Annotated in this window: 21 protein-coding genes and 2 pseudogenes; 10 read left to right on the top strand and 13 right to left on the bottom strand. The window is 47.5% G+C overall.

Translation table 11 applies throughout. From position 1 onward, the window contains the following. Window positions 1-102 precede the first annotated feature (102 nt). The 3 genes and pseudogenes from ACE38U_RS09385 to ACE38U_RS09395 all read right to left on the bottom strand — a co-directional run bounded on the left by ACE38U_RS09385 (window position 103) and on the right by ACE38U_RS09395 (window position 2476). Complete coding sequence (locus ACE38U_RS09385) at window positions 103-711, bottom strand: hypothetical protein (RefSeq protein ID WP_375529608.1); 609 nt, start codon at window positions 709-711, stop codon at window positions 103-105. A gap of 47 nt (window positions 712-758) precedes the next feature. Further along, window positions 759-2189 (bottom strand): annotated as a pseudogene (locus tag ACE38U_RS09390) (DNA cytosine methyltransferase); the annotation flags it as partial. After that, entirely contained in the window at window positions 2186-2476 is a 291-nt protein-coding gene (locus ACE38U_RS09395; protein WP_375529609.1) for a Ref family recombination enhancement nuclease, read from the bottom strand. The pseudogene ACE38U_RS09390 and the gene ACE38U_RS09395, both read right to left, overlap by 4 nt. A gap of 560 nt (window positions 2477-3036) precedes the next feature. Between ACE38U_RS09395 and ACE38U_RS09400 the strand changes: the two genes are divergently transcribed. Further along, window positions 3037-3357 (top strand): helix-turn-helix domain-containing protein, encoded by a 321-nt coding sequence (locus ACE38U_RS09400; protein WP_375529610.1) that lies wholly within the window; start codon window positions 3037-3039, stop codon window positions 3355-3357. A 118-nt stretch (window positions 3358-3475) separates the two neighbouring features. Here ACE38U_RS09400 and ACE38U_RS09405 read toward each other — a convergent pair whose 3' ends face one another. From ACE38U_RS09405 to ACE38U_RS09430, 6 genes are all read right to left on the bottom strand, one after another. Next, window positions 3476-4375, bottom strand: a complete 900-nt coding sequence (locus tag ACE38U_RS09405; RefSeq protein ID WP_375529611.1) for a hypothetical protein — start codon at window positions 4373-4375, stop codon at window positions 3476-3478. Window positions 4376-4841: 466 nt separating this feature from the next. Next, window positions 4842-5255 carry a hypothetical protein gene (locus ACE38U_RS09410; RefSeq protein ID WP_375529612.1) on the bottom strand — a complete coding sequence of 138 codons (414 nt, stop codon included), beginning with the start codon at window positions 5253-5255 and terminating at the stop codon, window positions 4842-4844. Further along, window positions 5255-6304, bottom strand: a complete 1050-nt coding sequence (locus ACE38U_RS09415) for a conserved phage C-terminal domain-containing protein (RefSeq protein ID WP_375529613.1) — start codon at window positions 6302-6304, stop codon at window positions 5255-5257. The genes ACE38U_RS09410 and ACE38U_RS09415 overlap by 1 nt, the downstream gene beginning before the upstream one ends. 25 nt (window positions 6305-6329) lie before the next feature. Beyond that, window positions 6330-6575: a hypothetical protein gene (locus ACE38U_RS09420; RefSeq protein WP_375529614.1), complete on the bottom strand. Its 246-nt coding sequence runs from the start codon at window positions 6573-6575 to the stop codon at window positions 6330-6332. Window positions 6576-6586: 11 nt separating this feature from the next. After that, window positions 6587-7009 carry a toxin YdaT family protein gene (locus tag ACE38U_RS09425; RefSeq protein WP_038472721.1) on the bottom strand — a complete coding sequence of 141 codons (423 nt, stop codon included), beginning with the start codon at window positions 7007-7009 and terminating at the stop codon, window positions 6587-6589. 10 nt (window positions 7010-7019) lie between these two features. After that, window positions 7020-7277 carry a transcriptional regulator gene (locus ACE38U_RS09430; protein WP_071842921.1) on the bottom strand — a complete coding sequence of 86 codons (258 nt, stop codon included), beginning with the start codon at window positions 7275-7277 and terminating at the stop codon, window positions 7020-7022. A 116-nt stretch (window positions 7278-7393) separates the two neighbouring features. Here ACE38U_RS09430 and ACE38U_RS09435 point away from each other — a divergent pair, with 116 nt between their 5' ends. Then, a complete protein-coding gene (locus ACE38U_RS09435; protein WP_038472725.1) occupies window positions 7394-7771 on the top strand; it encodes a helix-turn-helix domain-containing protein in 378 nt (125 codons plus the stop codon). A 263-nt stretch (window positions 7772-8034) separates the two neighbouring features. On the opposite strand, the gene ACE38U_RS09440 is transcribed toward ACE38U_RS09435, so the two are convergent. Further along, complete coding sequence (locus ACE38U_RS09440) at window positions 8035-8520, bottom strand: hypothetical protein (protein WP_038472728.1); 486 nt, start codon at window positions 8518-8520, stop codon at window positions 8035-8037. A 179-nt stretch (window positions 8521-8699) separates the two neighbouring features. Here ACE38U_RS09440 and ACE38U_RS22455 point away from each other — a divergent pair, with 179 nt between their 5' ends. From ACE38U_RS22455 to ACE38U_RS09475, 8 genes are all read left to right on the top strand, one after another. After that, window positions 8700-9020 carry a hypothetical protein gene (locus ACE38U_RS22455; RefSeq protein WP_071842922.1) on the top strand — a complete coding sequence of 107 codons (321 nt, stop codon included), beginning with the start codon at window positions 8700-8702 and terminating at the stop codon, window positions 9018-9020. Between the two features lie 84 nt (window positions 9021-9104). After that, a complete protein-coding gene (locus tag ACE38U_RS09445; protein WP_038472731.1) occupies window positions 9105-9392 on the top strand; it encodes a hypothetical protein in 288 nt (95 codons plus the stop codon). A gap of 165 nt (window positions 9393-9557) precedes the next feature. Then, a complete protein-coding gene (locus tag ACE38U_RS09450) occupies window positions 9558-10979 on the top strand; it encodes a phage-associated endonuclease (RefSeq protein WP_375529615.1) in 1422 nt (473 codons plus the stop codon). Window positions 10980-10982: 3 nt separating this feature from the next. Then, window positions 10983-11327: an RrF2 family transcriptional regulator gene (locus tag ACE38U_RS09455; protein ID WP_375529616.1), complete on the top strand. Its 345-nt coding sequence runs from the start codon at window positions 10983-10985 to the stop codon at window positions 11325-11327. Between the two features lie 41 nt (window positions 11328-11368). Next, on the top strand, window positions 11369-11518 hold the full coding sequence (locus ACE38U_RS09460) for a DUF1187 family protein (RefSeq protein ID WP_326979647.1): 150 nt from the start codon (window positions 11369-11371) through the stop codon (window positions 11516-11518). 88 nt (window positions 11519-11606) lie between these two features. Further along, window positions 11607-11819 (top strand): excisionase family protein, encoded by a 213-nt coding sequence (gene xisR, locus ACE38U_RS09465; protein ID WP_375529617.1) that lies wholly within the window; start codon window positions 11607-11609, stop codon window positions 11817-11819. Next, window positions 11819-13099 carry a site-specific integrase gene (locus ACE38U_RS09470; protein ID WP_375529618.1) on the top strand — a complete coding sequence of 427 codons (1281 nt, stop codon included), beginning with the start codon at window positions 11819-11821 and terminating at the stop codon, window positions 13097-13099. Before xisR ends, ACE38U_RS09470 begins: the two co-directional genes overlap by 1 nt. 536 nt (window positions 13100-13635) lie before the next feature. Next, a complete protein-coding gene (locus tag ACE38U_RS09475) occupies window positions 13636-14145 on the top strand; it encodes a hypothetical protein (RefSeq protein WP_375529619.1) in 510 nt (169 codons plus the stop codon). An 18-nt stretch (window positions 14146-14163) separates the two neighbouring features. Here the strand turns inward: ACE38U_RS09475 and ACE38U_RS09480 are convergent. The 3 genes and pseudogenes from ACE38U_RS09480 to ACE38U_RS09490 form a co-directional block, all read right to left on the bottom strand. Beyond that, window positions 14164-14298, bottom strand: a pseudogene (locus tag ACE38U_RS09480) (contractile injection system protein, VgrG/Pvc8 family); the annotation flags it as partial. Window positions 14299-14334: 36 nt separating this feature from the next. After that, window positions 14335-14727 carry a tautomerase family protein gene (locus ACE38U_RS09485; protein WP_375529620.1) on the bottom strand — a complete coding sequence of 131 codons (393 nt, stop codon included), beginning with the start codon at window positions 14725-14727 and terminating at the stop codon, window positions 14335-14337. A gap of 231 nt (window positions 14728-14958) precedes the next feature. Next, window positions 14959-15747, bottom strand: a complete 789-nt coding sequence (locus tag ACE38U_RS09490; RefSeq protein ID WP_375529621.1) for an HNH endonuclease — start codon at window positions 15745-15747, stop codon at window positions 14959-14961. Window positions 15748-15901 lie beyond the last annotated feature (154 nt).

A 15901-nucleotide genomic window follows, 5' to 3' on the forward strand; every position in this document is an offset into this window, starting at 1 on the left:
AACACCAATCCTCCTTAAACCCCAGGCTATAAATCTGGGGTTTTTTATATACAATCAAGTTAGGGCCATCTTTTACCCACGGGCCTTTGACACTGAATATTGTTAATCAACTGCTGATTCTCTACGAACCGCCAGAAAAACTTTAGCCTCAAATATCTGCACGCACCAGCGACAACGCCGGCGGGCCTCATGCTCTGCCAGCCACGGCGCCACGCTTTGCAGTTCTCGGGCGATGTCCGCAATCTTCGCCCTGCTCGTGTAATACTGCAGGCCAATGAGCAGCACCGGATCATCGCTCTTGAATGCTGCCAGTACAGCACGCTCAACGAGATCGGCGTCTTTCCGACGGTTTGTCTCGTCTATCATCTCGCTTAGCGATTTTGCCCAAAGAATTGTGTGTGCTCGAGCAACGGCACGGCGGCCTGTAAACCCCTCTTTCTTCGCCTTTGCTAACGCTTCGGTAATGCGTTGAAGCTGAGCATCGGACCACTCATCACTTTTAGCCGAGACGATGAACCGGTTGCAGTTCTCGAGTCGATATTCTGCCGGAGTCTTACCGCCTACGTATTCGCCCCATGCTATGAGCAACGATTTTATCCAGCCGGATTGAATACCCGTTAGCGCGGTAAATCGGCCCAGATAGCTTTTCCTTGGCGCGCCGGCAACGTGACGAACGGCAGACTGGTGCGCGCGGAGTTGGCGTGGGGTCATGAGTTTTCCTTTTTATTTATCGGGGAGGTTTTTAGAACTTTATCTATGCGGGCGCCAATCCAGCGCATTACCGGCACAGCCATTGAATTGCCGATCGCTTTATAGCGTGGGCCATCGGCAGCCCTGCCGCAGCACTCTTCAAACGTCAGCTTGCCGCCGCGCATCAGGTATTTGGCGAAATCGCGATCCATCTTTTCAGGGCTGATTTTGCGGCCGTATTCAATCAGAGTGTGGTCGTCTGGGAATCCCTGCAGGCGCTCACACTCGCGGGGCGTAAGGCGGCGAACCTGCATACCCCAGCCAATGGCCCCCACTCCCATCCCTGCACGGCCGCCGTTTGGCGTCAGTAAGGCATTTGCTGTTCCGTCGCTTCGCACCTCTACAGAGGAGCCCTCGGCGCGCCCACGGATAGCGAGGGTGTATGGTTCATAAGCGATAGCGGGATATCCCTGTCCTGGCTTACCGCCACCAGTTGATAGCGGGCCGGTAATCAGCCCATCTCCATTCTGAAGACGAACTTGATTCTGGCTGTTCTCAGCAAACGCTATGGCGAACGTCTCAACATCAAAATCAATACGCTGGCCTTTGGCCGTCAGGCAGGCCGCAACATCGATGTTTCCACTGGTATTGCCGCCGCCGAAAGCGATAACTGGAGTTCCCCGACCGGTGCCATCCTCGCTGCCGTCGAAGCCATCAGCTTTCAGCGTGTGGCTAATTTTCCCGCTGACGCACTCGGCGATCAGGTGTCCTGCTTGTCCCTGATTGTCGTCTGCACCACACGTTCCAACGCCGTTTGCAGTAAGGGCGGCAACTGCCGTTTGCGGTTCTCGGCGCGGCGGAGTATCCCTGCGCAGGCTTTCGAACTCAAAAAGTACCGCTGCGGGATCGAATCCCTCTCGAGCACTTGCGACAACGAACACACGGCGGCGTCGTTGGGCCACTCCGAAAAATTGAGCGTCGAGCACTCGCCAGGCAATAGCTCTTTGTGGTCCCAACACATAACCAGCGTTGTTCCATTTTCCCCCTGGTGATTCCAATGCACAGCTTTCTCCGGCAAGCCCCGCGAGAAAGCATCCGAAAGAATTATCTTTTGATGAGAGAACTCCGGGGACGTTTTCCCAGACGAGGATTGCTGCGGGTTCGTTTCGTTCGCGTCGTTTGTCGTCGATAGCATTTGCCAGCTCAACATAAGAAAGGGTTAATTGCCCGCGGGCATCAGAAAGACCATTGCGCAGGCCTGCAATGGAAAAGGCCTGACAGGGCGTGCCGCCAACAAGAATGTCCGGAGCGATAATCCCCCGCCGCACTGCCGCGGCGAGCTGTGTCATATCACCGAGGTTCGGGACGTGTGGCCAGCGTTGTGCCAGTACTGCAGAAGGGAATTTTTCAATCTCAGAAAACCATGCTGGCTGCCAGCCCAACGGTTCCCAGGCTACGCTCGCGGCTTCTATGCCGCTGCAAACGGATCCGTAAATCATGCCATTAGCCCCAGCTCTTCTTGCACCTGCAGGAGTAGCTGCTGTTCAGTACCGAAGATTCTTTGCCATGTTTGCCTGCCTGCGTGAATAGCAACGCCGTGGCCGCCGTTCCGGTGGTGCTGGTGGCAAAGGGGAATTACTGAGAAGTTGTCAGCGCGCTGCGCTATGCCGTGCCCGGTCCGGATGTGATGGATTTCCGCCGGCGTTTCACCGTGGCCCATCTGCCGGCAGACAATACAGCCCAGGGCGGCAACACGGCATAGATGCTCTCGCTCTACTTTAGTCATTGTTCACCGCCTGGGTAAACGCAGAGCATGAAAAAAGACCGGTCACCGTGGGTGCCAGCTGCTGAGTGTATTCAGATTGATAGTGCGCCATCGTGATCTCCGGTGGCGCGATAGATTTACGGGTGTTCAGCCCTGTTGAGCATTCTAAATCACTTCTTCGCCGTCTGCACTGCTTAGCTCCGCGTGCGCAGGTAGCGTAATCATTACCTGCTCCCTTATCAGGGGTAGAACAATGAAACAGCCACTACCATCTGAATAAACCTGGTAGCGCCCTGCAACCTTAAGATAATTCAATAAGTTTTCTTCATTCATACTCACCAACCAAAACAAAAATAACAATCTGATTTGACTATAAAAATCAGGATGGATTTAAGTCATGGTTCTGTATTTTTCTCTGATTCCTTCCCGTTGTAAATTGACTTAAATCAAATAAAGTCACTCGGTGTAACTATTACACCGAAACGGCCAAAAATGCATTTTATCGGGCGAGATCATCAGTTTTTTTACACCAAGAACTGAAAATATATTTTCCTTACATACCAAAACGACGAGCGAAATTTATGCATCCCGCTGTTAAGTTAATGAAAGATGAAATGAACAATCAGAAGATGTCGTTAAAAACGTTACAACGCTTAAGCGGAATATCATATGAGAGACTAAAAAATATCATGGCAGCCAGATCAGCAATGACACTCAAAGAGCGAGACAAAATTTCAGATGCGCTTGGTGTTTCACCGGTGAACTTTTTTGTAAATCGGCCTGATCTACACAATGAGGATAACGACCTGTTTCTCGACATTAGTTGGATGCCGCCAGACTTACGTGCGGCGGCAATTCGATATAATAAACAGCTACGAGAAGTATTTGAAAAGCGAACTTAATTATATCTAGCGCATGGATGCGCTTAGTTATAAAAGATGCAGAAATTCCTTTACCTATACCGGTCAATATAACCAACTGAAGATAGACATTAGCAATAGGTTATGAAATCATCTAGCATTACAAGTCAGAAATAAGGTGACTGACATAAGATTCAATTAATCTTTGTATTTCTGATGGTTGAGGAGTACCATCATCCATATAGACATCAACTTTCAACACCCCAGAAATCTCATTATATTCAGCATTTTTCACCCTAGCTCCAATTGCATCTGAAAATTCCTTAATATCTTGCAACTGTAATATCTTCCATGCAGAAGAAGAAATTTTAACATTTAACGAAACAAAACCACGAAGTATCCCAATCTCACTTTTATATCTAGCAGTAGTTTTATTGTTATTAACAGACCCCATTATCAATGACTTTAGCTCTTTTATTTCGGCAGATAAAAACTCTACACTGGAAACTTCTTTTTCATCAATCTTTGCAACTTTAAAAGTACCAAAGTGCTTAAGGAACGTGGTGTATTCTACATCACTCTTAGAGCGTTTGTACGTCTCAACTATTTTAGATTTAAGTTTTTCCTTAAACTCATTAATAAGTTGATACCTCAAATCAGATGGATATTCAAGGTGCTCAATTGCAGCAATATCGAAACTATATGGCGTTTTATCATCCTTAACGATTATTGTCGGCTTATCAAAAGCCAATCTCATGCCTAATTCAAGCATGACATTAGCATTCCTGCTACTGATGTCACATATTATTATTGGGTTAGAATATATATTCTGTACAATTCTTTTGTGTATGATACCAACATCATCATCAAAACTTACTAAGTTTGCAGTAAAACTTGCGGACTCTGCAACTTCACAAAGAATAGCGTATACATCTGCCCAGTGCTTCTCTGGATAACCTTCAGCTTTTGCAATGGGCATAATAATACCGCACACAAGTGGCTCTTTGACATCATCCTCACCTTCAGCAATCTGAGTTTTTCCTTGCACAGCTCTCGCCATATTACAACCCCTTAAAATTGATAGTTAGACAGATGTCACGAAATATGATTTAGTTTTACTAAAAATAGATATTGAACGTTATCAAATGATAAATTCACTTTAAACATTTTCATACAATAATAATGGATGTCTAATAAAGTAACACAGTTGCGAATAAATCTGAAGGTGGATGAATTTCACTCACGTTTAGCGATAATAATTAATTACGTTCTGAAACCAATTCAAAATTCATTCTACAACTCAGCTAAGATGTGACTATCTCATTCTTTCATTCCATTCAGCGATAACTTCATCCCGGATTCTTGATTTCATCCCTGCGCTTTCGCTGTAAGAGTTCGTTACACGCAGGCAGCCGCAGTTGCGTTTCAGGACGCAGTTATGGCAGTACTGGGCCTATGCGGTGTGTCTGTTCGTAAGGCTGGGTGCCCTTCGGGCAGTACGGATCTCCCTTTCGTCTTTCGCTTGTTCAGTCATTAGCCGGGCCCTTCTGCAGCGTTAATTTTTTCTCGTATACGTAAGCGCTACGATTACCGCTACGCGATAGCCGCCCTTCCCTAAACGCGTTGCAGAGCGCGGTTGAAACTGCTTTGCGGCTTGCGTTGATTTCGTCGGCCAGCTCACGCGCGGTGATAGGTCCGCGCTCTTCCACCAGCTTCACCAGCGCCGGCAGGCTTACTTTGGCGATACCCCCGCTGCGGCGCTGACGTGGATTGCTATGCGTACAGAAATGCCAGAATCCGTTGCGCTGCCAAACACGGCCGGTGCTTTCGAGTCTCAGCAGGGTTGCAATCGCCTGCCGCGGCTCAACCGCGCAGAGTTTTGCCAGCTCAGCTGCTGTGCTTTTTTCGTGTTGTTGTAGCGCTGCCAGAATTATTCCCATCAAATTTCCCTCTCGACTTTTCGTGACTCAGCCTGCATGGCTTTGGCGTTCTCAAGCCACAAGCGATCCCATTCCTGTTTTGCTGCATCTGCCGATTTCTGCCCGATGTTCGCCAGGCCAGCGGCTTTTCTAACCCGGATTTCCAGCGGTGTTTTAAACGCTGCCCTCGCCCACAATCGCCGGTACGCAGCATCACGCTCGGCAGTATCAATGTCAGGGGATCGCACCGACGGGCACCCATCGTCGTGCCACTTGCGCGCCAGCGGCAGGTAGCGTTCGAAGTTTTCGAAACTGAAAAGTGTTTTAGGGTTCAGGTATTGGGACATTTTTGGATCGCCGCCCCAGTGCTCGACCCGGTGATCGATAACCAGGTTCAGCTCGTCAGCAACGTATTCGCCGCTCAGCAGCCCGTTGATAAACCCGAGCGTGGTTTTGCCGTTCTGAAACTTCGCGCCAGTGGCCAGGTTGAGATGGTTTAAAACCCGCAAAGCCGGATCGGCGAAATCGTCGGGCAGTTCGTCTGCCTGACAATCTCTCTGTGTATTCTCTGTGTAATCACCTGATAGAAAGTTTGCGGGATCCCCGCAGGCTTGTTGGGTGGGTTCCCGCAAGCTTGTTTGCGGGGATACCGCATTCTTGTTTGGGCAGTTCCCGCAATCTGGTTTGGGGGAATGCCGCAATCTAGTTTGCGGGGTTGCCGTAATCTGGCGCGTTTGCTGGACTGAGAGCAATAAAAGCTCTTCCAGCCGCTCGGCGTTAACACGGTAATGAAGTGTGGCCGGCACACCGCGCAACTCTTCCTCTACGACGCCCAGGGCAACCAATCTTCGCCGGGCTGTTTCCTGCTCATCCCGGCTCAGCCCTGTTTCCCTGTTTATCTCCGACTGAGTTTTGTAGATCCAGCCACCGTCCATGCGGTTGTGCCAGTAGACAAACTGTGAGAGCAATACAGCCGCTGACGGACCTGCTTTAACCTTGCCGGCGCGCAGCTGCGCGAACGACGGCTGATATGCGATCGGCCTGTCCAGCAGTTGGATTAGTGCGGACATGAAGCCCCCTTAATAACAAACATATTTAGCGCAGGCTCTGCGGCAGCCGTGCTTTCTGAATTGGCCCGTGGCGCTCGGGCGATGCCGGACGCTTATTGTGTCGGGCAAAGAATTTCGCTTTTTCGATGAGAGTGAGCGTGCTGGTGTTTGGATTTGAACGGCGATAATCCAGTGCCTGAGTCACCGCGGCGCCAGCCTGGTTCTCGTCGTATTTGCCGTCGGCCGACAGCATGCCGCGTAGCTGCTTCGCTAAGAAATCTTCATGCAACATATCGGCCTCGCTTAGTGCAGAACGACGGAAGCACTGGTGCTGCCGGTGATGTGATTAACAAGATCTACGACAGTCGCAGCGACGTATGCATCAGCTGCTTCGTCAAGAGCTGCACGCGCCTGCTGCAGAGCTCTGTACTCCATGGAATTGGCAAGTACCAAGCGGGCGCTCAACTGGCGTGGCAATGCGCTGAGGATTGCCGGCAGCAGCTGGCGCACCTTTGCCTTTGATTGCGCTGAGTCACTGTCTAACCAGCGGAATAGGTTTTGCTGGTTTACGTGGTCGGCGTTCTGCGCATCTGCAGGCAGCAGTCGAAGCGCCCCGCCCCCCATGCGGAAATACTCGATGGATACTGCACGGCCAACATTTTCTCGGTTAATTTCCACGGCCCAGGCGCGAACAACGTCGCGGATCAATTCATGTTTGATTTGCATTGTTCAGTCCTCAAACCACAGGGGTGTTATTGTTTTTCTCAACTGGTAGGCCAGATGTTGGATTTGGATGAATATCAGGCCGTAACTCATGAGGCGTAACTCCAGTTAACTCATGAATTTTTTGGAGATACTTAGGTGGAATTTTCCCGGCATATTTATTCACGACTTTGTTTAGAGTTGGTGCGCTAATACCCAATGCGCGAGCCAGCTTTCGTTGCCCACCAAATGCGTGAATGGCTTTATCTAAGCCTGTTTTTAAATCGGACATTTATTGCTCCCGTTAACTTAACGAAAGCAAATGTAAGCACAAAGCTAACGAATGTCAACACAATGCATCAGGCACTTATATTGTTGGGGTGTTAGCCTCTGGCTTATAATGTTGGAATGGAAAATGAGAACCTTTCTGATCTGCCGCTGGTCACACAGCGCTTAAATGAGATCATTGATACCAAACACGTATCCAAAGCAGACCTGGCAAGAATTACTGGGGTCAGCCGCGCTTCTGTTAACGGATGGTTCAAGCGAGGAAGCATAAGCAAAGAAGCCGCCGCCAAGCTTGCAAGCCACACGGGCGTATCCATGGCTTGGATCTTGGGTGAAGATGAGGAAATTCATAGTCAATACAGCGAGGATGAAAGAAAGCTGATCGAGATTTACCGTGAGCTTCCTAGCGTAGAACGCACTAATATGCTTGCTGTCTTTGAAATGCGCCTTAATGAACTTAAAAAATTCTACGGAAAGTTTTTCGACTCAAACAAATAGTAATCAATAAGATACAGTAACTATTCTCCTTTAAAGGTCGCCATCAAGGCGGCCTTTTTTTGTTTTCCCAAAACTATTTTGCATGCCTTATGTTGACACACGTTAGCTTAATGCTAGCATGTGTACATCTTAGCAACGCATGACCATAGCAGCGCGATAGATTTCAAACGTTCAGCCGGCCAGGCTCAATGGCACCGTTGTAGTAACAAAAAAGCGCCCTGGTGGACGCTTCGCTCTTTAAAAACTGGATATTTCTAAATCTTTTAACTTGATTGCTGATCATTGCTTGCCGGAACTGGTTCAAACTTCCTAATTGATAGTGAGCAAAAAAGAAGGAGTAATATTAAGTATACTAACGCAACCCAATAAAATGCCGTCAAATGATCCATCCCAACATTTATTTTAGAGAAGCAATCAAATATTAATGAACATAGAATTCCGATAACTATATATTGAGCACCTAGAATTATATTGGCAACATTCGGATAATACCAAATTTTACCAATTGAAAAAACAACTCTGTTTGGAGTGGTTAGACTTCTACGCCATAAAACGAAGCTAATAATTATCCAAGCGTGTACTACTAAAAACTCACCACCCATTAACTCCTTTAAGGTCAGAGGAGTAATCATTAACGCGGTAAAATAAACCCCCAGCATAGAATAAAATGTACCACTTAACATCCCACGCAAGCCATCGTAATAACACTTATTGCGCTTTAGTGGCACTATTATTTTTTCTCTTTCCATTCAACCCTATACTCCTGTATTTAGAAATAGCCCAGAAAATGAATCTTTGCACTAGCTAATGGCAAGGATAGCACCAATCATAAAGTGAATATGACCTACTAAATATTGTAGTGCGGTCAATCCGACTATGTTCACCAGTCTTCAAACTGCAAAACCTGTGTTAAAGGAGACATCAGAAGATGGTACAACAATACGTTTCACAGGAGGTAATTAGGGGATGCGTCAGGCCAGGTATGTTCGTACGTCATAAGGGCATAACCTGGAAAGCATCCGCTAACACTCGTGGAAAATTGGTAATTTCCACCCTCCGTGACAGCGCGGTGATCAGGGACGTGTTTGTAGAAATCCTCTTAGACAGTCATGGGGATCCACTAGGGGAGTTTAACAAGGCCGAACATGGACTTATTCACTCTAGTCATATTAATCATTTCATTACTGATAACGATGTCATTCGCATTACTGATTTTCATCGGTTCTCTGCTACTGAGTTTTCTCATTAACATCAGAGACTAATAAATACAGAACATAAAGTCACACCATTAATTTGGCGGGGATACCCATAACCATTTCATGAAGGATGTACAATGAACTTCAATATAAATCAATGTTCAGTTAATTTAATCTCACCAGAAGTTGCCGAAGTAATAGTTGATGAATCTGTATTCGCTTATACACGCCTTGAGGAAAACCAAGAAGTAACAGTCATTTTCCCCGGCGCGATAATTCATGAATCATTCAACTCTCACGCAGATGCATTAGAAGAGATTGGCCGTATATGGCACCTCATTCGGGAAGCGGAAATTGGCATGCAGTTGTTATTCAGGAGCAGAAACAGAGAATGTCACACTGTTCAAATTGCCTCAAGCCATTAAACGACGAAACGAAAATAGAGCGACGGGAAGGATATAAGCAAAGACACACTGTTTTTTATTGTGATGATGACTGCGCGCGCAAGGCAGCAGAGCGCCAACAGGCAAAAATGAATCTTCGCAAATTCCATCGTTCCAGAATGAATTATAAATAAAAGGATACTAATCGTGAGTGATAAAGTTTTTGGCGGCTATAAAGAGCCGAAAAAAGGGAAAGAGAAAGAACTTAATCTCGAGCATTTGGTTATCGCCATCGAGGCTCCGAATCCGAAGGCCGCGGCAGTACTGATTGAGGCAGAATTCATCAAGCAGCATCTGGATTTGTCAGAGCACTACTTTGCTGTGAAGGTTTTCGAAGATCGCCCCGGCCTACCACGTGGCCCGCTTAACGAGTTCATCGGTGACTTTTTCGAGCGCGGTGTGCGTTGGAATAAAGAGCTGAAAGATATGGAACCTGTAAACCCGCCAGCCGGCACGAAAAAAAGTAGTCCCGATCCTGAATTTATAGAGGTGTCTAAATTGCCGGCTGATGTCCGCTCCGCCCTTCTCGCTCTATTCAGCCGTACGTCTCACATAACGAAGCATGAATATGGCCAGGCCTTAGATCTTGTTAACGATACCGAAAGCAGTTACGCAAAAGAACTTGCCGAGGCTATATCCCGCTCGCCGTGGATTCTGGCGCTCTACGAAGAGAAAGCCCTGCAACTCATTACTGCCGTTCGCACCAACATCCCGACCGGGAGCCAATGGCCGGTGTTCAAAAAGTACTTTGACGTCTGGAATAACGCACCCGTCGAGAAACGCGAGGGAGTGGAACGCAAAGCCCCGTTTTACTACAAACGCCCTGACACCGACGAATTCGGTGACCTCTTTACCCTGGATAAACTCAATGAGCTGTGCGCTGGTGGATGCGTGGAGATCACTAAAGTCGAGTTTCTACAGCTTACAGAGGCGCGAAAAGCCAAAGAGCTAAGTGATGCATCATTGCAGGCTGACGCCGAAGAAAAACCCGGCAGAACAGTGTTCAGTGTTGAAGAGCTAATCAATACCCCAGCTGCTGCACCTGCAGATAGCCGCAAAGAGCTTAGCCCCCGCCAGGTAGAGATTTGTTTCCTGTTAAACGAGCTTTTATCAGGCCAGACTGATGTGATTGACCAAGACGGCGCGGAGGATCTTCTTTTACGCGCAGGCCAAACAATATCTGAAATTTATCCCCTTCTCATTTCAGATATTGAATCAGCAGAGTTTCTGCTTTCTCCTGATTTTTCTGATGAAGAAATTCACTGCGTAGCGACAACATTGCTTGAACGTTGGAGCAATGATGTTTCGGTGCGTCAGAAGATAGCAATGGAAGACATAATCTTTTGGCGTAAAGAAGCTATTCAAAGTAACAAAGGCCCGGCACCAGATCCGGCGGATTTGCCACCGCTTGATAAACCGGTGCCATCTACTGCCTTATCTTTCAAGCAGCAGCTGATGCTGGCCGCCGTGCAGGGACTGTGCGCCAACCCAGCGCATGCTACCAGCTTTGATGAACTGTCATCGATGGCACTACATCTGGCCGAAACACTGGATCAAGAGGAGGCATAGCTGATGATAATTTCAAGCAGACACGATGTTGCCCTCGCCTTCCTGATCCAGCTCGCTGGCGAAAACAAATCCGTGGCCAAAATCGCCCATAACACTGGTTCTTCTCTAAGCAATATGGAACACACAGCGACAGTACTTCGGCATGCAGGCCTTATCACTTCAATCAGGGGAAAGACAGGGGGTTATGCGCTAACTCGTTCACTGGAACAAATCACTGTCGGTGATATTTTTGATGCTGTGGGTACCGAAACAAAGCGCCGGGGTTACGGACTCTTTGATGAGATACACCGGCGCCTGAAGGATGTTGCTGTCAGTGATTTATTGGCGAGACGGTCGTGTACAAAATAACTGCAGTAGTGAAAAAGCCGGGCGGAGGTCCTGTGGACTGGATGCGCTTTTCCGAGAAAAGGCTCACGCGAGAGCAGTGCGAAAAGATGTTATCGCGAAGCAAAGAAGCCGGGAGAACCTCTGAGGAAAAAGTAACCGTCTCAAAATTTAACTGCGTCTGCATAAAGCAATCGGCAAAGACCAAAAAATAATACCAGGGCGCCGCACTGGCGCCTGATTTTCAATAATCATTTTCAAATCGACTCCCACAGTATTGTGTAAGCCGTTCTGAGGTTTTACATGCCACAGGTCATTTTCAACGATAAATGGATGGTCGCTGCTGCCCTCACTGGACGCACAGGTTTAAGTGAGCGGCAGATCAAAGCTCTTCGTGATGGGGTCTGGATCGAAGGGATTCACTACAAGCGGCAGTCCGTTACCGGCGGCAAAACTAAAAGAGGATTGCTCTGGTACAACCTTCCGCAAATCAACCAACTTATAGAGGAGTTGTAATGGTGTTCCCGACAGGTGTTGAACTGCACAACGGCAAGATCCGCATTTCTTTTACTTATCGCGGCATCCGCTGCCGTGAAGTACTGAAAGGCTGGACCGTGAGCAGCTCTAACATCAAAAAGGCGGGAAATCTTCGAGCAGTCATTGTCAGTGAGATCCAGCTTGGCGAGTTTGATTATACCCTGCGCTTCCCCGAGTCCAGTTCAGTTAAAAAATTCACTTCGGCCCGGGTAGCTCGTTCGTGGGGAGAGCTTGTTGAATTGTGGATGGATGCCAAAGAGGAAGAGGTTTCCAAAAATACGATGGCCAGGATGAAGGCCCAGCTTAAAAGCATAGCTATCATCATTGGCGAGAGAACGCCCATCGATAAGATCACGCACAGCGACATGATGCAGTACAGGAAGAAATTATTGAGGGGAGAGACATTTTATAAGGAAGGAAGTAAACGGAATAGAACTGGCCGGAGCGTTAACACCGTCAATGACTATATCTCGCTAGTCTGCCAGATCCTGCGGTTTGCTTACCGCAGCAAATTTATACGTAGCAAGCCCTTTGAGCACGTCACCAAATTACACAAGGCCCGTACTAAACCCGATCCGCTACTGCGTGATGAATATGCCGCAATGATGCTGGCTAACGCCGGGCAGGACCGGAATATGTGGCAACTGGCCATCAACGCCGGTCCGCGGCATGGGGAGCTCGCCGCGCTGTCGTGGGCTGATGTGGATTTTGAAAAAGGCACGCTTCACATCTGCAGGAACCTGACAAGCCTGGGTGATTTTGTTCCGCCAAAAACGCTGGCCGGCGACCGGGTAATCACTCTGCTCTCTCCAGCTCTCGATGCCCTGCGAGCACAATTTTTATTAACGGGGAATTTACCACCAGTGGAGATCCGCCAGCAATTCAGAGAGTACGGTAAAAGCGAACTGCAGCAGCATAGATTTGTCTTTGTCTCTGGCTTATCACGTAACATGCCAGGCAAATTTTTTACGCCTCAGTCAATCGCCGATCGCTGGGATGCCGCAATAAAAAAATCTGGCATCCGCCGGAGGACGCCTTATCAATCCCGACATACCTTCGCCTGCTGGGCTTTATCCGTCGGCGCAAACCCGTCGTTTATTGCCAGCCAGCTCGGGCATGAAGATGCTGAAATGGTTTTTCGTGTTTATTCGTCGTGGATCAAGGAGTTCGATGGTGAGCAGGTCAGCATGCTAAATCAGAAATTAGGTGTTGCCCCCACAGTGCCCCCGAATAAAAAAATAACGAAAAATACCAAATAAAAACAGGTGGTTAAGGATGGTTTACTTTACTGTAGGGGGGTATAGTACCTTATTTATTAGCTAATACAATAAAAAGGGGGGGGTAATCGCCGCCTTGTAGGAAATCCGATCGATTCGGTTTACAATGAAGGCCTATATCTGAACGGTGATTCTCATAATTATTATCTGGGTAGAATTCCACAAACAAGCCTGTATGAAATAAACACAACCAGAGAATAGAAAACAAATTTTCTACCAATGGTACGGGAATGACACTATCAGTAGATAGCAGGTCGGACTCAGCCAGTTATGTCCGAATTATTTATTGAAGCATAAATCCAATATATAAGGCAGTTTCTCTAGCTTAGAAATACTGACGATAATGCCAGTACAATACGCCGACCGGGATACAACCAAACTTTATTTAAGATAAAACCCGAAATGAAAAATGTATGCAATAAACTATTTGTCATGAGCACCATTTTCGAAAATCACACTGGGGTAAAAAACTCATTATGTTAAGGAAGTTGAATTTATCAGCAGGTGCTGCCTGCGCAATGCTTGGCTTGCTGACTGGCTGCGCCGAAGGGGTACCCGAATACAAAGAGCCTCCGGTAGCTACGGTCGCGGTCAAAAATAGCCAGGCCCGTATAGTCTTCCGCTCGGCGGGCATGCCCATGGCAGTGAATTACGCAGTTGATTCTTCAACGCCGACCAGCGAAGGTTTTACGCCTATTGGCCGAGTCTTCCATAGCGGGCGAGAGCAGCTTCTGCCCTGGATTGCCACTCTGACTGAAAATACTCGTGGGGCAATTTCCGACGAGCAGTTGCAGATTGAGAAAACCGTCGAAGCAGAGCACAGTATTCGAATCAGGGGTACTTCTGGCTGGTCTGATTATGGCCAACAAATTAATACCTCTGGTTCATGTGGCCCACTCTTCTCTCAATTTATCCCCGAGGGAGGCAGTACCTACCTGGTTGAGTTCCGCTTTAAGGGAACCAATAGCTGCTCTCAACAAGTCTACAAGATAGGCGCCGGTGAAGTACGGTTACCAGTGCCTTCTTAATTCATCTGACTCCTTCGCTGTAGTTCCAGCGCCCTGCGGCAGTAAAAGCCAGTATCTGCCGCTCGGCTTACTGACGGCATCGTATTGCTTTGCCAGTCGGCTTAGCAGCGCTGCATCAGACTCCCGGACCTGATCAATATGCGTGATATTAATGCTGCTTCACGAGGGCGTTCATGTACACGCCCGGCCTTATTGTGACATAGAGACAGGTGAGGCTCTTCTGCCCCCGCCGAATGAACTGTTCAGGCGATCGATCTCACTGAAAAGCACCATCAGATCGTTGCTGTCCAGTCCAATCAGCTCAAGCTCGTGAACCAGTGACTGCAGGAGCAGCTGCTTGCGGGCATCAGGAGAACCAGCGGACAGCGCCGCCTCAATCAGCACGAAATTAGCACTACGCGGGGATTCCAGGTCAGGATAAGTTGGGTCCACATAAAGCGAGTCATCGTCGAGGCTTATAAAGCGCTGGAACAGATCGTTATGTGGGTAACCAGTTGTGATTGTAGCGGCGTGAATGGCGGCCGAAATTCTTTTTTTATCTAAAGTACCGGTGCTTCGCAGTGTAACAGTAAATACGGGCATGGTCAGACTCCTCAGGATGGTAAACTGAGTCTACTGTCTTCTGTCCTTATAGATAGCCTGAAAACTGTTTCGTGCTGTAACTACTGCCAATTTGAGGCCCGCAGATCTCCCTGCCCAAGGCAAAGATGTCTAAAACAGTGTCCTGCATAACCCTTAAAACTTAAACACAGCACTAGCGCACCACTATGAATAACAATCAGCCGCACTTGTGTGCGACTGATATTTAAATATTCATTTAAATTTAAACTTCACGGGAGTCTTAGGTGTTTGAATCTCGATATTATGAAGTGCGTGATATCGCGGTTCATTCTGAGCCTTTATTGACAGTATAACTCTATTACCTTCAAAGCTTAGATCGTCACTGTCGAATAAATGGTGTAAATCTGCTGCTAATGCAATCCCATTTACAACGGTGGGATCTCCTTGCGAGGCATGGCTGATGATATGACAAGCCTCAATGGCAAGTGAGCTTCCTGTAATTGCACATTTATTATTCCAGTTATTCAAAACATCTCGCCTGAATGCGTCTTGATCTTTCCTAAATTTAGCCATTCTAAGGCCATCTTTTCGGCGAGGCCTATACTCAAACTGTGCTTCAACCGCCTCCCCAACTAGCGAACGCAAGACATCAACGACGTTGCTATCCAGTGCTCTCGCAAAGGATGCACCCTGACGGCAGAAGTGCCGCTGGAATATACTCAGGCGGCGGTCGCCTTCTCTTTGTGGTAGCGTTTTACTTAATGCTATCGGATCAAGCTCTATGAAATTATCTAACTGTGATATGTCTTTCAGTTCAAAGCGATATTTATAGTTAAGTGTATTACTAATAGAATGCCCAGTAATTTCATATTCACCGCAAAGATAAAATGGGCTATTTCTTCCGTTGAGTTTCTGGATGATGAAGACCCGATCCCCATCTTTAACCCGCTCATAATTATGTTGCAATCGGGTACCATAGCCTCCTTTAGGGTCGAACGCTTTATCATTTTGCGGTCCGTGGTAAGCATAAAAATATTGCATTTTTTCTCCTTGTTAAAAATCTGCCTTTATAAATAAGAAGTTAAAATTGAAGGCTCAAACACCATGCTTATTCGATGATGGATAGAAAAATAGTTGAATCTGACAGTTCAATTTCTCTTGCACAAAAATTAAAAACGCCAGCTATTAACCGGCG

Source organism: Cedecea selenatireducens (genome assembly GCF_042138895.1).
Taxonomy (GTDB): Bacteria; Pseudomonadota; Gammaproteobacteria; order Enterobacterales; family Enterobacteriaceae; genus Cedecea; species Cedecea selenatireducens.